The 17,435-nt window shown below is 43.2% G+C and carries 17 protein-coding genes and 1 other annotated feature; of the genes, 4 read left to right on the top strand and 13 right to left on the bottom strand.

The window, feature by feature from the left end:
* Window positions 1-466: 466 nt before the first annotated feature.
* On the bottom strand, window positions 467-640 hold the full coding sequence (locus MKX49_RS00170) for a hypothetical protein (protein ID WP_164468807.1): 174 nt from the start codon (window positions 638-640) through the stop codon (window positions 467-469).
* A gap of 206 nt (window positions 641-846) precedes the next feature.
* Window positions 847-1,093, top strand: a binding site (T-box leader).
* Between the two features lie 98 nt (window positions 1,094-1,191).
* On the opposite strand from MKX49_RS00170, the gene brnQ reads away from it, so the two are divergent.
* The 4 genes from brnQ (at window position 1,192) to rluF (ending at window position 5,430) form a co-directional block, all read left to right on the top strand.
* On the top strand, window positions 1,192-2,523 hold the full coding sequence (gene brnQ, locus MKX49_RS00165; RefSeq protein WP_251542468.1) for a branched-chain amino acid transport system II carrier protein: 1,332 nt from the start codon (window positions 1,192-1,194) through the stop codon (window positions 2,521-2,523).
* Window positions 2,524-2,645: 122 nt separating this feature from the next.
* Entirely contained in the window at window positions 2,646-3,578 is a 933-nt protein-coding gene (locus tag MKX49_RS00160) for an aldo/keto reductase (RefSeq protein ID WP_340874158.1), read from the top strand.
* Between the two features lie 129 nt (window positions 3,579-3,707).
* The gene (locus MKX49_RS00155) at window positions 3,708-4,607 is read left to right on the top strand and encodes a DMT family transporter (protein ID WP_323596664.1); all 900 of its coding nucleotides are present in this window, start codon (window positions 3,708-3,710) and stop codon (window positions 4,605-4,607) included.
* A gap of 115 nt (window positions 4,608-4,722) precedes the next feature.
* Window positions 4,723-5,430, top strand: a complete 708-nt coding sequence (gene rluF / locus MKX49_RS00150) for a 23S rRNA pseudouridine(2604) synthase RluF (protein WP_340874157.1) — start codon at window positions 4,723-4,725, stop codon at window positions 5,428-5,430.
* A 556-nt stretch (window positions 5,431-5,986) separates the two neighbouring features.
* Here the strand turns inward: rluF and MKX49_RS00145 are convergent.
* From MKX49_RS00145 to MKX49_RS00090, 12 genes are all read right to left on the bottom strand, one after another.
* Complete coding sequence (locus MKX49_RS00145) at window positions 5,987-6,736, bottom strand: ABC transporter permease (RefSeq protein ID WP_048685514.1); 750 nt, start codon at window positions 6,734-6,736, stop codon at window positions 5,987-5,989.
* On the bottom strand, window positions 6,737-7,498 hold the full coding sequence (locus MKX49_RS00140; RefSeq protein WP_048685510.1) for an ABC transporter ATP-binding protein: 762 nt from the start codon (window positions 7,496-7,498) through the stop codon (window positions 6,737-6,739).
* 198 nt (window positions 7,499-7,696) lie between these two features.
* Complete coding sequence (locus MKX49_RS00135) at window positions 7,697-8,050, bottom strand: DUF1048 domain-containing protein (protein ID WP_034305937.1); 354 nt, start codon at window positions 8,048-8,050, stop codon at window positions 7,697-7,699.
* Window positions 8,051-8,115: 65 nt separating this feature from the next.
* Window positions 8,116-8,436 carry a PadR family transcriptional regulator gene (locus MKX49_RS00130; protein ID WP_033796096.1) on the bottom strand — a complete coding sequence of 107 codons (321 nt, stop codon included), beginning with the start codon at window positions 8,434-8,436 and terminating at the stop codon, window positions 8,116-8,118.
* Between the two features lie 622 nt (window positions 8,437-9,058).
* A complete protein-coding gene (locus tag MKX49_RS00125) occupies window positions 9,059-10,027 on the bottom strand; it encodes a sugar phosphate isomerase/epimerase family protein (RefSeq protein WP_048686708.1) in 969 nt (322 codons plus the stop codon).
* Between the two features lie 21 nt (window positions 10,028-10,048).
* Window positions 10,049-11,089, bottom strand: a complete 1,041-nt coding sequence (locus MKX49_RS00120; protein WP_034305944.1) for a Gfo/Idh/MocA family protein — start codon at window positions 11,087-11,089, stop codon at window positions 10,049-10,051.
* Window positions 11,090-11,106: 17 nt separating this feature from the next.
* Window positions 11,107-12,129: a Gfo/Idh/MocA family protein gene (locus MKX49_RS00115; RefSeq protein WP_048686706.1), complete on the bottom strand. Its 1,023-nt coding sequence runs from the start codon at window positions 12,127-12,129 to the stop codon at window positions 11,107-11,109.
* 13 nt (window positions 12,130-12,142) lie between these two features.
* Window positions 12,143-12,871: a ThuA domain-containing protein gene (locus tag MKX49_RS00110; protein WP_034305948.1), complete on the bottom strand. Its 729-nt coding sequence runs from the start codon at window positions 12,869-12,871 to the stop codon at window positions 12,143-12,145.
* Between the two features lie 218 nt (window positions 12,872-13,089).
* Window positions 13,090-14,124 carry a LacI family DNA-binding transcriptional regulator gene (locus MKX49_RS00105; RefSeq protein ID WP_034306559.1) on the bottom strand — a complete coding sequence of 345 codons (1,035 nt, stop codon included), beginning with the start codon at window positions 14,122-14,124 and terminating at the stop codon, window positions 13,090-13,092.
* A 57-nt stretch (window positions 14,125-14,181) separates the two neighbouring features.
* Window positions 14,182-15,000: a carbohydrate ABC transporter permease gene (locus MKX49_RS00100; protein WP_034305951.1), complete on the bottom strand. Its 819-nt coding sequence runs from the start codon at window positions 14,998-15,000 to the stop codon at window positions 14,182-14,184.
* A complete protein-coding gene (locus MKX49_RS00095) occupies window positions 15,000-15,860 on the bottom strand; it encodes a carbohydrate ABC transporter permease (protein ID WP_034305954.1) in 861 nt (286 codons plus the stop codon). Before MKX49_RS00095 ends, MKX49_RS00100 begins: the two co-directional genes overlap by 1 nt.
* Window positions 15,861-16,008: 148 nt before the next feature.
* Window positions 16,009-17,298, bottom strand: coding sequence for an ABC transporter substrate-binding protein (locus MKX49_RS00090; protein ID WP_251542459.1), 1,290 nt, complete (start codon window positions 17,296-17,298; stop codon window positions 16,009-16,011).
* Window positions 17,299-17,435: the final 137 nt, after the last annotated feature.

The raw sequence follows: 17,435 nt of genomic DNA, 5'->3' as shown, positions 1-17,435 counted from the left end.
CAATTAAAGGGTAATCACTGATTCTATTAGACTTATAGCAGACCTAATATTCAATTTATAGGTTCCTTTAGTTAAAAAATCATTTACAAAACCTTAAAATGTTATTTTAGCAAAACAATATGGTAACAACATGTCACCACTCTTACAATTTTAAAACAGAAACAACTGGAACTGTAATGTTTTTAATAAACCGATACAAAGATGTCATTTCCATTTTCGAGAAAATATGTTTTTCTAGCTTTACCACATATCAGCTAGAAGTGAGCGAACCATTCTTCATCCCTCTAAATGACCAGAAGCCCAGCCCTCCAACTTACCTATAAACGGTAAAAAACAAAATCACCCTGCCTCTTCCATTACTTAATCACCAATTTTGCATTCATATAAAAAAGCAGTTCCCTCATTCATAAAAGGTAACTGCTCAATGATAAGCTCCGAACAGTACTTGTCCTTTGACGAATTAGGATTATACCCCTGTACGCTTACGTTGGTTATTCGGCTTTTTGGTCAACTGGCTTTTAAGCTGTTTCGTTTTCTTCACAACGCCTGTTTCCAGTTTATCTTTACTTGATCCCGCTTGCTTTTGAGCCAGTTTTTGTTTGACTGCATCCGCCAGGCTTAATTTTTTGTTTTCAGACATACTGTTGTCTCCTTTAGTGTTCTGCTTCTATTATAATATAGTTGCGATTAGAAAGATAATAGGGAGTAATATCCTATTCTTCTTCAAAAAACACTCTTAATAAAGGAGGTTTCGCCAAATAGGGACTAATTTCCTGCTCCTTTAAAAGGATTAATGATAAATTATGTTGACTTCATAATCAGAATTTGCTAAATTATCTTTATATTAAAAAATCTATGAAGAGAAAGAGTAAGATGAGAACCCTGTTCCACAGAGAGTCGACATGTGGTGGAAGTCGATGTCCAAGGCCTATCCGAAAATCATCTCTGAGATGCAAAGCTGAAAATGCAGTAGGCTTTGACGGGTTTCCGCCGTTACAATGGATCACGTATGAATTCGTACGTTGACTGAGTGCCGCAGCTTCTTTGAAGTGCGGAATATGGGTGGTAACGCGAGCACAAACTCGTCCCTGATTTTTCAGGGGCGAGTTTTTTATTTGCACAAAACACTTTAATTAGCCTTTTTCAGGCCAGTCGGCGGGAGTTATCATTTTAAAAAAAGGAGAAATCACCATGAAAAAAACAGACACATTATTTATCGGCCTTATGCTTTTCTCAATGTTCTTCGGAGCCGGGAATCTCATATTCCCTCCATTTTTAGGAGCATCTTCTGGAACTTCTTTCTGGCCAGCCATTGCCGGTTTTGTCGCCACCGGAGTCGGCCTGCCAATTTTGGTGCTTCTTGCAGTCTCACTTGTTAAAGGCGGGGCACAAACCATCGGTGCCCGAGTACATCCCCTATTCAGCACGTTGTTCATGGTCGTAATCTATTTAAGCATCGGGCCGTTTCTGGCCATTCCGCGGAATGCGAATGTTGCCTATGAAATGGGCTTCAAGCCGTATCTTGGCGACTCTGTGGATCAACCACTATTTCTATTCATGTTCACAACCATATTTTTCATCATCGTTTATGCCATTTCATTGAACCCGGAAAAAATGGAAACCTTCATGGGACGCTGGATCACGCCCGTTCTACTTTTGTCCATGGTCATTCTCTGTGTCGTCGGGTTCGTAAAGCTTGATGCTCCTTTCCAAGCTCCAACCGAAGCATATGCTGCAGGAGCCTTTTCAAAAGGGTTCATCGAAGGCTACAACACGATGGATGCTCTAGCTGCCTTGGCCTTTGGAATCGTCATCCTTACTTCAATCCAGCAAAGGGGGATTTCCGAACGAAAACAATTGACGAGATATACAGTAAAAGCGGGTCTCATCGCTGGCGTTTTGCTTTCTTTAGTTTATATCTCCTTAGGTGTAATGGGAGCACGCATGGCGGCCGGCGGGTCATTCGAAAACGGAACGGATATCCTCACTGTCGCATCCACCCTTTTACTAGGAACCGGCGGGAAGGTCCTTCTTGGCATCATTTTCACTTTGGCATGCTTCACCACCGTTGTCGGGTTGACGACTGCTTGCGGACAGTATTTCTCAAAACTTTTCCCAAGGCTGAAATATAAAACCGTCATTCTGATTGTAACAATCGTAGGTTTCATCCTTTCAAATATGGGTCTGAATCAAATTCTGAAAGTATCGGTACCATTCCTTGTGATGGCTTATCCGCTAACGATCGTCCTGATTGTCCTGACATTCTTCAGCCGTCATTTCAAAAACCCGAAGAAGGTTTATCGCAGTGCAATGACTTTCACAGGAGTTTTCGCCTTGATGGATGGGCTGAATGCTTTCGGCTTACAATTAGGACCCGTACAAACCTTGACTGATGTCCTTCCCCTTTCCGCTTACGGCATGGAGTGGGTCATCCCTGCTCTCGTCGGTACAGCCCTTGGCATTCTGCTCAGTCAAATCGGACAAACAGCTCCAGCTGAGGAGATGGAAATCGAAACACTATAATAATGAAGTAAGCAGGTGATTTTACCGGTCATCTGCTTATTTTGTACACACCCCCATTGCTTTATTTTGGAAATCGGCACCGAATTTTTGTTATGATGGAGTCAAAGGAGATGATAAGTAATATGTCTAAGCAAACCCGTATTGGTAAAACAGATCTGTATGTAAACCCGATTGGCCTTGGCACGAATGCAATTGGCGGACATAACCTTTTCCCTAATCTAAGTGAGGATACAGGAAGGGATGTTTTGAGAACGGCATTGGAAGAAGGAATCAACTTTTGGGATACAGCTTACATTTACGGTCCTGAACGTTCAGAAGAACTTATCGGTGAAATCCTTAAAGAGAGTCGCAAACGCGAAGGCATAGTCCTTGCCACCAAAGGAGCACACAAATTTGTCGATGGGAGCATCGTTTTTGATAACTCTCCCGCTTTTCTGAAAAATGCCGTGGACTCGAGTCTAAAAAGGCTCCAAACAGACTACATCGACTTATTCTATATCCATTTCCCTGATGGTGATACCCCTAAAGATGAAGCAGTAGGTGCCTTAAAGGAATTGAAGGATGCAGGCAAGATAAAGTCAATCGGCGTCTCTAACTTTTCGTTCGAACAATTGAAGGAAGCGAATAAAGACGGCTATGTCGATGTCCTGCAATCCGAATACAATCTATTCAAACGGGAGGCAGAACAAGACCTGCTGCCATATACAGCCGAAAATAATATTTCCTTCATTCCTTATTTCCCCCTTGCTTCCGGTTTGCTCGGCGGCAAATATAATCAGGAATCAACATTCGAAGACGGCCGGGCAAAAAGTCCGCTTTTCCAAGGACAAGCCTTTGTAAGCAACCTGCAAAAAGTGGAAGAAGTTCGGGCGATCGCCAAAAGGAAGCATACCGATGTCGCCGATGTCGTACTAGCTTGGTATTTAACTAGGCACTCGATAGATGTACTGATTCCCGGAGCGAAGAAACCGGAACAGGTCACACGCAACCTACAAGCATTGGACGTCGATCTAACCATGGATGAAATCGCCGAAATCAGTGCCATTTTCGCTTAATAAAGATGTGTGAAAAGGCTGTTCAGCTCAAGTTGAACGGCCTTTTTATCCTGGTCCCATATATTGTTTAGAAACCCCCATTCTGCTATATTTAGTGAATATTCCATAAATTGAGGAAGAGGCAGTCAGATGAAAAAATCTATTGTTATTTTATTTCTTATCTTGGCAAATTTGTTCTGGGCCGGTAATTATATATTCGGAAAGTACGTTGTGACCGAACTTTCCCCGATCCAACTAACATTTACGCGATGGCTAATCGCCGTTTTCTTATTGTTTCCTTTAGCGCAATGGATTGAAAAGCCAGACTGGAAGAGTGTATGGAAAGCCTGGAAATTGTTATTAGTCATGGGTGTGCTCGGGATCATCAGTTATAATTTTTTCCTTTATTGGGCTCTGACCTATACAACTTCCATGAATGCCGCTCTTGTCAATTCCATGAACCCTGCATTAATTGTTCTTTTTTCCGCTTTGCTGTTAAAGGAGAAAATTTCATCCCTCCATTCACTCGGACTTATCATATCTTTATTCGGCGTTTTATTGGTCTTGACAAAAGGACACCTTCTGGATATATTCCAGCTCACTTATAATAAAGGCGACCTATTGATGATCCTGGCTATTCTCGTTTGGACCTTCTATTCTATAATCGGGAAAAAATTGAAAAACATTCCGATCATCTCAGCCACTGCCGTTTCCGTATTTCTCGGATTGATTCTCATTGCTCCATTTGCCATTGGCTCGGGAATGAACCTTGATTTAAGCAGTAAAGCCATCATCGGTCTCTTATATATCGGGATTTTCCCTTCTGTCGGGTCATTTATTTTCTGGAATATTTCCCTTCGTCATATCAATGCCGGCCAGGCTGGGATTTATCTAAATCTGATTGCAGTATTTACAGCCATTCTTAGCCTTATTTTGGGTCATGCGATTACGATCATCCAAACCCTAGGTGGCCTCCTTGTTTTCCTCGGGGTCTACCTGACAAGCAAAAAGAAAAAAGCAGATCCGTCAGCTGTCACGAAGAACATGTAAAGGGCATCCAGTGATACTCATCAACTAACGCTTTCTTCTCTTTTCCCCTTGTCTATGCACCATGATTTACGTTATCCTTTAAAGAAGAAAATCTGAATGTAAAGGTGTGCTTTAGTTGAGGATCAATAAATTTATCAGTGAATCCGGAATTACCTCGCGACGAGGCGCAGACAAATGGATAGCCGAGGGACGTGTGACGATTAATGGCATTGTAGCTGAGCTCGGCAGTCAAGCTGAACCCGGCGATGATGTCCGGGTGGACGGCAAGCCGATAAAAGTCGAACAGCAAAATGTCTATATTGCACTGAATAAACCGATAGGGATTACAAGTACGACCGAAAAACACATAAAAGGGAACATCGTTGATTTTGTAAATCATCCGCTTCGCATTTTTCATATCGGACGGCTGGACAAAGACTCAAGCGGCCTGATCCTTCTTACAAATGACGGAGATATCGTTAATGAAATCCTTCGTGCAGAAAACAAGCATGAAAAAGAATACATCGTAACCGTAGATAAGCCACTTACCGCTTCCTTCATTAAAGATATGTCATCCGGAGTGGAGATTTTGGATACAAAAACACTTCCTTGTAAAGTTGAGCAGTTGACCAAATACACATTTAACATCACTTTAATGCAAGGGCTGAACAGGCAAATCCGCCGTATGTGTTCCGCACTAGGTTATGAAGTCCGTGATTTACATCGAATCCGGATCATGAACATCCATCTGGACGGACTGGCGATCGGACAATGGCGCGATCTGACCGAGGATGAATTGACGGAACTATTTAAGGAATTGGATTATTCCCCTAGGAAAAGATGATAATGAAGATGCCCCCAGAATTCCGGGGGCATCGCTTTTTAATTTCAGGAGAATTTCCTGCAAACATTTTACTTTTATTCGTAGTTTTGCTGATTTACTCGTGAATTTTACGCTTTTACTCGTGAGTTTTGTACTTTTACTCGTGAATTTTGTACTTTTACTCGTGAATTTTACGCTTTTACTCGTGAGTTTTACGCTTTTACTCGTGAATTTTGTACTTTTACTCGTGAATTACGTCGATTTACTCGTGAGTTCCACGCATTTTATGATAATGAAAGGAATTGGTTTTGTTTCTGAATCTATTTCCAGCCAATTACATCTATGTGCTTTATTCTTTTCATTTCTCCTCTGCGAATGACCACTACCCTTTTGCTGTAAATTCTTCTAAAGCAAGTATGGCAAATCTCATTATGGGTTAAGTGGCAGATACCAATCATACCAATTTTAAGGTTTCCATGATTTCATCGAAGGTTGCCTCTGCATTTAAGCAATCTTCCATGTGATGCATTCATCGCATCAGCTGACTATGAAATGACCAATCCCGATAATGGTGTACTTACCCGAACTGGCGTTTAAATACTTTACTGGCGAAGAAGTAAGCGATGACCATGATGCCGACACACCAGGCAAGCGCAATCCAGATATCGTTCCCAACAGACCCTTCATACAAAAGGGCACGAATCGCATTCACGATTGAAGTCACTGGCTGGTTCTCGGCGAACGCACGGACAATTTTAGGCATGGTTTCGGTGGGGACGAAGGCCGAACTGATAAACGGCAGGAAAATCAGCGGGTATGAGTAGGCTGTCGCCCCTTCCAAAGACCCCGCTGTCAATCCAGGAATGACCGCCAGCCATGTCAGCGCCAGCGTAAACAGCACGATTATTCCAGCTACCGCTAGCCAATCCAGGATATCAGCGCTGGAACGGAAGCCCATCAAGAGTGCGACGAGGATAACCACGACGACAGTAAGCAAATTGGATACAAGCGAGGTCAACACGTGAGCCCACAATACCGACGAGCGCTTGATGGGCATGGTAATGAAACGCGCCATCAACCCGCTCTTTACATCCGTAAACAGCCGTACGGAAGTGTAAGCGACGCCGGATGCGATAGCCATCAGCAAGATTCCCGGCAATAAATAATTGACGTAGTTGTCCGTGCCTGCCTCTATGGCGCCGCCAAATACGTAGACAAACAGCAGCATCATCATAATCGGCGTAATCGCCACCGTGATAATTGTATCCGGGCTGCGCATGATATTGCGCATTAAACGCCCTAGTAATACCCCTGTTTTGTTATTCATTTACAACTCCTCCTTTTTGCCGATGATTGCGAGGAAAATTTCCTCCAATGTCGGCTGCTTCTCGATGTACTCTACCTTTGCTGGCGGGAACATCTCCTTGAGTTCGGTAAGGGTCCCGGTCGAGATGATCTTTCCGCCATGCAGGATGGCGATACGGTCCGCCAGTTGTTCGGCTTCCTCAAGGTACTGGGTCGTCAGCAGAATTGTCGTGCCTCCTCCAGCTAGCTCCTTAACTGTATCCCAGACTTCAATCCGCGCTTCGGGGTCAAGCCCTGTCGTCGGTTCGTCGAGAAAAATGACTGCTGGCGTCCCGATCAGGCTCATGGCGATGTCAAGCCGGCGCTTCATCCCGCCGGAATATTTATCCGCCCGGCGGTTGGCCGCATCGGTCAGGCTGAATCTCGCAAGCAGATTGTCGGCGACTTGAGCGGGATTGGAAACTCCCCGCAGCTTGGCGATCATCAGCAGGTTTTCCCGCCCGGTGAGCATGCCGTCTAAAGCTGCAAACTGCCCTGTCAGGCTGATGCTCTGGCGAACATGATCCGGTTCACGTTGAACGTCAAAGCCGCAAATACCTACTTCGCCGCCATCGGACTTCATCAGAGTCGAGAGGATGTTGACCGTCGTCGTCTTGCCCGCTCCATTTGAGCCCAGCAGTGCGAAAATTTCGCCACGCCGCACCTCAAAATCCACCCCCTTTAAGACTTCATTGTCTTTAAATGACTTTTTTAACCCTTTTACTGAAATCACTGCATTGCTCATATTTTTTTCCTCCTTTTAATAGCGCAGTAATGCCGCTTGTAAGATTCGTATTTATCCTTCCGAGCGCCTAGCGGAACTAAATTGCCTATAGTTCTCTATTTAGTCTGACTGATAATCTGTATGACTTACTACCGAGTTAAAATATAACTGAATAGCGAAGGTGGCATTTCACATTTGTAACCAGCTATTCAGTCGGAATTATTTATTGAATTTATTTTTTCCCAATCGCTTCATGATACTGTCATTCAAATCCTCACGATACTTGGCGAAATAGGTTCTAGCATTTGCCACTAGTTCGTCGGCAAAGGATGCCACATCGTCCCCAGTGATTTCCAGCACTTGCCTGCCTTCCGCAGCACCGGCTTCGAACAACTCGATTAATTCATACTGCATGTGCAGCATATCCATCCCGTTGCCCGCTGAGAAATTCCACATATAGTTTTGAATTTTCTTAAATACAAATTGGTAGTCCTCTGGCAGAGCTTCAACCCGTGCCATCATCATTTTATACTCTTTTTTATCACCAATCATTTTTTTGAATAATTCCATCATGTTATTTTTCCTCCTTTTTTATAAACAAGACACTCCAAAAATAGCGTACGGAATATCTTATGAAGCTAGATTGACTTTAAGACATTGATTTTTGATGATACAAAATCCCATTTTTCCCAAAACAATTCAAGTTCCTGGCGTCCAGCCTCATTAAGTGAGTAAAACTTGCGGGGCGGCCCCATATCTGACGGTTTCTTCTCTATGTTCACCAGTTTTTTCTTTTCTAATCGCACGAGGATGGTATAGACCGTCCCTTCCACGACTTCAGTAAACCCAAGCTCATTCAGGCGGCGGGTAATCTCGTAGCCATAGGTTTCATGGCGGCTGATGATTTCCAGCACGCAGCCTTCCAGCGAACCCTTCAGCATTTCAGTTAAATTTTCCATGTTCAGCCTCCTCTATTTGTGACTTATATTATAGCGTAGTTCCGAGGGGAATTTTTATCCTGAATAGCTTTTGGGAAATCACGCTATTTAGTATTACTTATTACAACTAAACTGTAACACTGAGTAGCGGAGGTGTCAACTTTTTTTCTTAAAAATATTTCTGCAACTTCACTACTCGGTGATATCGGTATCTTGCGTTACTTACTACAATGTATGTTGTAACACGCAGTAGGGTGACTGTCAAATTGATTTTTTTAAAAAACCAGCTCTCTCCATTGGATACATCCGACGTAAATTATCCTGTTTTACTCGTGAATTCCGCTTTTACTCGTGAGTTTCATGCTTTTACTCGTGAATTCCGCACTTTTACTCGTGAATTATGCTGTTTTACTCGTGAATTTCACTTGTACCTGTGAGTTTCACGCTTTTACTCGTGAGTTTCACGCTTTTACTCGTGAGTTTCGCACTTTTACTCGTGAATTATGCTGTTTTACTCGTGAATTTCACGCTTTTACTCGTGAGTTCCGCACTTTTACTCGTGAATTCCACTTATCCACTTTTGCACGAGTAAGGGCGAAAATAAAAAGCAACCTGCATTAGGCTGCTCGTTATCGGCTCAAAATTATACCCACCATAAATCAGTTGGACTTTCGTTGATGAGTACAGTTTTCAGATTGGTTACGGCCCGTTGGAATCCTTCTTCAACTGACATCAGCGGATCTTCGTGTTCGATGCTGACGACGTAATCGTAACCGTATGTGCGAAGGGCGCTCATGATGTCGGACCACTCTTGCAGGCTGTGGCCGCATCCTACAGAGCGGAAGTTCCAGGCACGGCTCTGGATATTGCCATAAGGCTGCATGTCGGTCAATCCATACATATTGATGTTATCCTGATCCAGGTATGTGTCTTTTGCGTGGAAGTGGTAGATTGCTCCCGCTTTCCCTAGGATTTTGATGGCTCCTACTGGTTCGATGCCCTGCCACCAAAGATGGCTTGGATCAAGGTTGGCGCCTATCGCATCAGATGTAGCTTCCCGCAGTTTTAACAAGGTGTAGGGTGTGTGGACGAGAAAGCCCCCATGCAGTTCAAGGCCGATTTTTATATTGTGTTCATCGGCAATGGCGGCCACTTTCCTCCAATAAGGGATCAATTTTTCTTCCCATTGCCATTTCAGCACATCTGTATACTCATTCGGCCATGGGGCGACGGGCCAGTTTGGATATTTAGCTCCTTCGTGATCACCCGCTGTACCAGAAAAGGTATTGACGACCGGGACGTTCAGTAAGGATGCAAGCTTGATTGTTTTGATCAGTGTTTCATCACTTTCTTTAGCGAAGGCTTCATCAGGAGAGATTGGATTGCCATGGCAGCTGAATGCACTGATCGTTAACCCTCTTGTTTGAACGGCTTCGAGGTATTTTTGGCGCTTTTCTTCACTTTCGAGCAGTTCATCGAGTGGACAATGGATATTCCCTGGATACCCGCCTGTACCGATTTCAACTGTTTTTAATCCGGAATCCGCGACATAATCAAGCATATCCTCGAATGATTTTTGAGCAAATAGCACTGTAAAGATCCCTAATTTCACATGCCCCACCTCACCTTTTCATTAATTTATGCTCATGACCTTCCCACTTGCCGAGCTTTGATAAATCGCTTCGATTATTTTCGAAACTTTCATGGCTTCCGATGGTTTTACCAATGGTTCTGCCAACCCCAGACAGCTATTAATAAAGTTCTCTGCCTGTTGCAGGTCTGGTGTATCCTCCCCTGGCATCCATACTGCCTCACTGTTTAAAAGCATGCCGTGCTTAGCCTGATTCAAGACCAGCGGGAACACATCAAGTCCGCCCTGCGTTCCGGATAAACTCAAAACAGTTGCTTCTTCACGGATATTCGCGGCCCAAGAAGTTTCGAATAATAGAGATGCTCCGTTGGCAAATTTGATATATGCCGTGGCATGGTCATCCACTTCAAATACCGAGGCATCGAAATTGCCCCATAAATTGACCTGATCGACACCCTTACTGACATAATTATATGTCGAACCTACGATTTCAATCGGTTCTGGGTCATCCATCAGCCATAATGCCAAATCGAGCAAATGGCAGCCGTAATCGATCACGCTTCCCCCGCCTTGCAATTCCTTGCTTGTAAAAACTCCCCAGCCAGGGACTTTGCGCCGCCTGATTGCCTGTACACGCGCTACATAAGGTTCACCGATTTCACCGGCCTGAATCATTTTCTTTGCAGCCTGGGCTTCCTTCATGAAGCGGTAATGATAGGCAGTCGATAACACTTTACCGGATATGTTTGCAGCCTCGGTTATCGCTAAACATTCCTCGGTTGTAATGGCCATCGGCTTTTCGCATAACACATGTACACCCGCTTGCAGGGCAGCAATGGAAATCTCCGCGTGAAACTTGTTTGGTGTTGCGATTGTAACGGCATCCACTTCAGCAAACATTTCTTCATAATTGGTGAAAACCTTTTCGATATGAAATTCCCGCGCCACTTCCCGCGCCTTCATTTCATCTATATCCTGAATGGCGTATAAAACCACTTTATCTTGAAATTTTTGAAAAGCTGGGATATGCCTTTTTTGGGCAATTCCGCCAGCACCGATAATACCCATTTTTAATTTGTACATGATGACTTTTAACCCCTTTATAAGCGGATGATTTTTCGGGATGCATTTGATTCCATCGCGCCAAGAATGACTTTTAATGACTTTAATCCTTCAACTCCTGAGACAAGAGGCTCCTCATTGTCCACCACACATTTTACAAAGTGGCTGATCACTTCGGAATCATGCTGTCCTTCTGAGTCATTAGTCTGGATGCTTCCTAATTGGATGGTTTCTGTCTTTCCATTATCATGATGGATGATCAGTGAGTATTTCGGATCGTCTTCAAGGCGCAATACCGCTTTTTCCGCATAAATGACCGTAGCATTGTCTTCTTTTGCATAAGACCAGCTGGCGGTAAGAGTTCCGATGATACCGTTCTCCGTCCGGAGGATACAGGCCGCACTGTCATCAACGTCTGTGTTTTTCTTGGCAGTCGTTTCCACAAAGGCTCCCACTTCAACAAATTCTTCTCCAAGGATATACCGTAATAAATCAGCTTTATGAACGCCTAAATCGCCCATTGCACCAATGACCGCCTGATCCTTTTTAAAAAACCAGCTTTCCAGTCCGTCCACGCTCCAGGTTTCCGGCCCGGAATGTCCAAAAGCCGTCCGGAAGCTATAGACCTTCCCTACCTCCCCGCTCTCAATAAGCTGTTTCGCTTTTTGATGAGAGGGAACAAATCGCTGATTATGACCAATCATTAGTATTTTGCCGCTTTTCGCTGCTGCTTCATTCATTTTTTCAGCGTCTGCTAAAGAAGTAGCCATTGGTTTCTCACATAGGACATGCTTACCCGCTTCCAAGGCCGCAACCGTGATGCGTGCATGCAGGTAATTCGGTGTACATACACTGATCGCTTCAATCTCCTCATTCTTCAAAAGTTCTATATAATCAGTATATGCTTGCGCTCCATACCTTTGTGCTGCTGCATTCGCCCGGTCCGGCACAATATCACAAACGGCAATGATCTCCGTTTCCTGATGTGATTCATACTCCGGAAAATGCCTGTTTTTTGCGATACTCCCGCATCCAATGACTCCTACCTTCACTATGCCCATTTTGTTCTCTCCTTCACTTCAGCTCTTTGGATGAGATGGATTCCAACGGTTCGGCTTTACCATAGTTCGTTGCGATTCCAAATTCCGGCTTGACCCAATCAACGGCATTTTTAATCACACGTTGAATCTCCGGATTATGGTAGGTAGGATATGTTTCATGTCCTGGACGGAAATAGAAAATCCTCCCTTTACCCCGCTGATACGTGCAACCGCTTCTGAATATCTCCCCGCCTTCAAACCAACTGACGAATATTAATTGATCTGGTGCAGGAATATCAAAATGTTCCCCGTACATCTCTTCTTTTTCAAGCTCAATATATTCTCCGATTCCATCAACGATAGGGTGACTCGGATCGACTACCCAAAGCCGTTCCCTTTCATCCGCCACCCGCCATTTCAAATCACAAGTCGTTCCCATCAATCGTTTGAAGATCTTTGAAAAATGACCAGAATGGAGGACGATGAGACCCATTCCCTCGAGTACTCGCTTGTGAACCCTTGCAATGATTTCATCTTGAACTTCATCATGTGCAACATGACCCCACCAAAGCAGTACATCGGTTCGTTCCAGTACTTCCTCGGTTAATCCGTGCTCTTCTTCATCGAGAGTAGCGGTCCTCACCTCGACCTGTTCACTTTGTAAAAAGCCGGCAATTGCACCATGGATGCCATCCGGATATACTTTTGCTACTTCGGGCTTTGTTTTCTCGTGGCGAAACTCATTCCATACAAGGACTCTCATGAACAACCTCCTCCATTCAAGAATCACAACTTGTTTTGATGTTTAACTATTACCTCTTTATTCAAAACGCAAACGTTTGCGTTAGGGATGATCAAAATATAAGAACATACTTATCGACCTTAGAAAGTATGAATTTTCAAAAATAATAGTGATAATCTATATTGTAAATTTATGTTAGCAAAAATCAAGCTTTAATTGGTAAAACATTTCTACAATTTTCATTTAATTTCCTTTTCAGCAACAAAATGCGACTCCCGCTTTATGATTTTGGTAGGAATGCTGATGCTCTTTTCCATCATTTCCGGATTCGCAATAAGATCGAACACGCATTTTGCGGCTTCATACCCTAACTGATACGTATGGATATCAACCGTTGTCAGCGGGGTACTTAAAAATTCTATGAATTCTGAGTGGTTAAAACAGACAACGCTTATTTGCTGCGGCACTTTCAAGTTCTTTTCGGCTAACACTCCAAGTAAGAGCACACCCAATAAAAGATCCATAACCAAAAAAGCGGTTGGTGCCTCCTTCAATTCCAGCAATTCGTCAATCGCCTTTATTCCATCCGTTCGATTTAAAGGAATCAATTTGATATATTCCTGTCGCACATCCACCCCGGCCTGTTCCATCGCTTGTTGAAAGCCTGTCAAGCGGTCCTGGATCACTTCAAACTCGGGGCTGCCTCCTAAAAAGGCGATTCGCTCATGTCCAAGATTGATTACAAACTCCGATACTTCCCTGGCCGCTTGAACATTATCGTTATCAATGAATGTGATACCGCTCATGTTCGTACTTGGCTTCCCGATCAAAACGAACGGGAAGCCCTGCTTCAATAAATACGGCACCACTTTATCGTCCTTTTTAGAGTACAAAACAATCATGCCATCCACTCTTCTGCCCTGGACCATTTTCACGACATCCTCAAAGATGGCATCCTCCGTCTCGCCGGTAGTCAGAGAAAGACTGTACCCTTCTTTATTACAGAAATCCCCGATGCCCCGGATCACTTCGGGAAAAAAGGGATTATAAAGTGATTCCCTTGCCGAACTTTTCATGACGATCCCAATGGCCTTAGTTGACTTCGTGACTAAGTTCCGGGCATTTTCATTCATATGATAGCCCATTTCCTTTAATACCTTGCGTACCTTGCGCTTGGTCTTTTCACTGATTGTCGGGCTGTTATGGATTACACGCGATACCGTTGATGGAGCGACATTTGCTTTTTTGGCAACGTCTTTTATAGTAACAGACAAATTCATCAACACTCCCCGTTCACCGCACATGGTTTAATATTCCCTATATTTAAATAGTTATTTAACGGCTCCATCTGCAATTCCTTTAATAATTTGCCTCTGAGCAAAAAAGTACGCAATGATGACTGGAATGATGGATAAAGTAAGTCCAGCCAAGGCGAGATGCCATTGCTTCGTATATTGTCCGAAGAAGAAGAATAATTTAAGTGGAATGGTCTCCGATCCCGCGCCGCCAATAACAAGGGATGGCAGCAAATAGTCGTTCCATATCCAAATGACATTCAAGATCCCAACTGTAATGGACATCGGCTTTAATAGTGGAAATATGATATACCAAAATACTTGAAATCGGTTTGCACCATCAATCTTTGCTGCCTCATCAAGTGAGAGGGGAATCCCTTTTAAGGTACCGTGATATAGGAATATGGATAGACTGCAGCCAAAACCTAAATACATGAAAATCAGTCCAGCCTTGTTCAGCATCCCAAGCTGTCCGAATTGGGCAACGAGCGGTATCATCACAGACTGAAACGGGATCAGCATGGCTGCTACAAACACAAAGAAAAGCAGGGAACTTATTTTACTTTTGTTTCGGGAAAGAGCGTATGCTGCCATCGCAGAAAAGATGATGATGATGACTACACTGACGCCCGATATCAATAAAGAATTGAATAAAGTCCGGAGGAAATCCAATTGCTCGAAAGCTTGAGTGAAGTTTTCCAATGTCCAGGTTTCAGGCAGTCCCAATGTATCGGCAAATATATCCCGTTTCATTTTAAAAGCATTGACAAGCATTAAATAAAACGGAGTGAGCCATAATATGGCCAAAATGAATCCGATGAATCCAATCAGCCACAATTTCCATTTTCCCTTCATTACAGCTCAACCTCCCGTTTTTTATTGAAATAGACTTGTGTCAGCGAAACGACCGCCACGATTACGAAAAAGATAACGGCTTTTGCCTGTGCATATGCCATATCGTTTTCGGTGAAGGCGGATTTTACAATGTTCATCGCAACCATTTCAGTTGAATTATAGGGAGCTCCATTCGTCAAAGAAAGGTTTTGATCATAGATCTTGAACGAGTGGGAAAGCGTCAAAAACAAACTGACGGTAAAAGCAGGTGCCACTAGCGGAAAAGTTATATGTCGAAAACGCTGGAAGCTGTTCGCTCCGTCAATTTTTGCCGCTTCGATCAAGTCTTCAGGAACAGCCTGCAGATAGGCAATATAAATGATCATGATATATCCGGCCATCTGCCAAGACGTTAAAATGATCAATCCCCAAAATCCTGTATCAGTAGTTGATAACCACCCATTAAAAGCTTCGATCCCCGTCAAATCACCAATCGCACCGAAGACCTTAATAAAAATGAACTGCCAAATAAAGCCGAGTATCAAGCCGCCAATTAAATTGGGCATAAAGAAAACTGTCCGCAATATGTTGCTTGATTTAATTTTCGAAGTCACGATGAGGGCCAAACTTAATCCGATGATATTGATTACCACAATTGCCGCTACGGAAAATTTAATCGTGAACCAAAATGTATCAAGGAACCCTTTATCCGTAAACAAGTCTATATAATTTTTAAAACCGATGAAATCCGGTGTCCCTAAACCGTTCCAATTTGTAAAGGAATAATAAAATCCGTAGATGAGTGGCACGATCACAACCAAAATGAGTGCAGCAAGAACAGGTGTCAAAAACAGCCAATATGCGGCATCCCGATTTCTCAACGAAACCGACCTCCTTGAAATGATTTAATAGTTAATGGGTTAGATCATGACTGGGTTATTTGATGAATCCCTTAGCGGCTTTTCTATAATAAGGAACAACCAATCGACACGTTTTTCCTGCCGATTGGTCACTTGCATTTCCCAACTCTTATTTGCTATGAATCTTCTCCCAATTTTCAATGTTCTGTTGGACAAGTTCCTCCCAAGTCAATTTACCAGTTACGTATTTTTGGACACTTGCACCAAGATCATCATTCCAACCGACCGGATATCCATTAAACACCCACCCAATCGTATTTCCTTCTTGAGAGTATTTATAAATTTCTTTTGAAATTGGATCGGCAATTTTTTCTACATCATATCCTTCATAAGCAGGAATGAATTTAAAATCTTCCAAAACGGCTTTTTTCCCTGCTTCGGATGTATACATCCAGTCGAGGAACTTCTTCGCTGCTTCCTGTACCTTTTCATCCGATTTCTTGTTCACTGCCCAATAGTTCGGTACACCGACCGGCATGCCTGCATTGTCTCCATTTGGAATCGGGATGATGCCTATTCCCTTTTCAGCTAACTCAGGATCCATATCATAGACTGTGTTATACACCCAGTTACCTTGCTGAATGATCGCAACCTTTTCAAGCGAGAACAGCTCCTCCACTTGTTGGGAGTAATCAAGACTTGCTGTCGGCTGGACGGAATACTCATTTTGGATATCGACCAATTGTTTAAACTTGTCACCATCCGTGAATTTAACCGTCGATGCCTTACTTGCTTCCAACACATTCCCATCAAACTCCGGTGATAAGAATACATTGGATAAATGGTTTCCTGTCACCCACTTCTCTTTGACCGGATAAGCGAAAACTGCATCGATTTTCAATTTGTCTTTTTGTGAATCGATTTTCTTAACTGCCGCCTCTAAGGCTTCATAACTTGTAATTTCATCAGGATTGATTCCGGCTTCTTTAAATATCCGTTTGTTATAAATCAAGCCGTATCCTTCCTGGTTAAATGGAAGTCCAAGGACTTGCCCGTCCTCTTCCACGCCATCCAAAGTACCGTCAAGTGCTGCAGCAGCAGCCTTCGTGTCCTTTAAATCTGTTAATCTATCTTTATATTGTGCGACATCTACCGGTCCGCCAATGTTAAACACCGCTGGCTCCTCACCTGAAGCGAACTTTGCCGTAATGGCTGATTTATAATCATTTCCGCCGCCGACTGTCGATACCTTGATCTTCACATTTGGATTTTCTTTTTCATATTGTTTTGCCAATGTCTCGAATTGCGACTTGAATTCTACCTTGAATTGAAATATATCCAGCGTCACGACATCCTTTGAGTCGCTGTTTCCGCCAGTTGAAGAAGAGCATCCAGCCAAAATCACACTAAAAATCAATAAAACAGTAAGAATTCCCCCGTACCATTTTTTACGCTTCATGCCTACCCACTCTCCCTTTTTCTCATAATATTCATGCAATTTTAAGAAAACGTTTGCATAAAATTAGTAAAATAAAAGCCATTCATTCTATAAAATTCATAGTCTATCGTACTTCTTTTACATCACCTCCTCACAAA

The organism is Peribacillus sp. FSL M8-0224, assembly GCF_038003055.1.
Classification (GTDB): domain Bacteria; phylum Bacillota; class Bacilli; order Bacillales; family DSM-1321; genus Peribacillus; species Peribacillus frigoritolerans.
The sequence above is the reverse complement of the archived record's forward strand: the minus strand, read 5'-3'. Positions and strand labels throughout refer to the sequence as shown.

What these genes read in the sequence shown, in the direction of transcription:
- MKX49_RS00115 (WP_048686706.1), bottom strand. Translation starts at nt 12,129, where the DNA reads ATGGGCATAGTGAAGGTAGGAGTCATTGGATGCGGGAGTATCGCAAAA.
- brnQ (WP_251542468.1), top strand. Translation starts at nt 1,192, where the DNA reads ATGAAAAAAACAGACACATTATTTATCGGCCTTATGCTTTTCTCAATG.
- MKX49_RS00170 (WP_164468807.1), bottom strand. Translation starts at nt 640, where the DNA reads ATGTCTGAAAACAAAAAATTAAGCCTGGCGGATGCAGTCAAACAAAAA.
- MKX49_RS00120 (WP_034305944.1), bottom strand. Translation starts at nt 11,089, where the DNA reads ATGTACAAATTAAAAATGGGTATTATCGGTGCTGGCGGAATTGCCCAA.
- MKX49_RS00135 (WP_034305937.1), bottom strand. Translation starts at nt 8,050, where the DNA reads ATGATGGAATTATTCAAAAAAATGATTGGTGATAAAAAAGAGTATAAA.
- MKX49_RS00130 (WP_033796096.1), bottom strand. Translation starts at nt 8,436, where the DNA reads ATGGAAAATTTAACTGAAATGCTGAAGGGTTCGCTGGAAGGCTGCGTG.
- MKX49_RS00090 (WP_251542459.1), bottom strand. Translation starts at nt 17,298, where the DNA reads ATGAAGCGTAAAAAATGGTACGGGGGAATTCTTACTGTTTTATTGATT.
- MKX49_RS00110 (WP_034305948.1), bottom strand. Translation starts at nt 12,871, where the DNA reads ATGAGAGTCCTTGTATGGAATGAGTTTCGCCACGAGAAAACAAAGCCC.
- MKX49_RS00140 (WP_048685510.1), bottom strand. Translation starts at nt 7,498, where the DNA reads ATGAGCAATGCAGTGATTTCAGTAAAAGGGTTAAAAAAGTCATTTAAA.
- MKX49_RS00160 (WP_340874158.1), top strand. Translation starts at nt 2,646, where the DNA reads ATGTCTAAGCAAACCCGTATTGGTAAAACAGATCTGTATGTAAACCCG.
- MKX49_RS00145 (WP_048685514.1), bottom strand. Translation starts at nt 6,736, where the DNA reads ATGAATAACAAAACAGGGGTATTACTAGGGCGTTTAATGCGCAATATC.
- MKX49_RS00100 (WP_034305951.1), bottom strand. Translation starts at nt 15,000, where the DNA reads ATGAAGGGAAAATGGAAATTGTGGCTGATTGGATTCATCGGATTCATT.
- MKX49_RS00155 (WP_323596664.1), top strand. Translation starts at nt 3,708, where the DNA reads ATGAAAAAATCTATTGTTATTTTATTTCTTATCTTGGCAAATTTGTTC.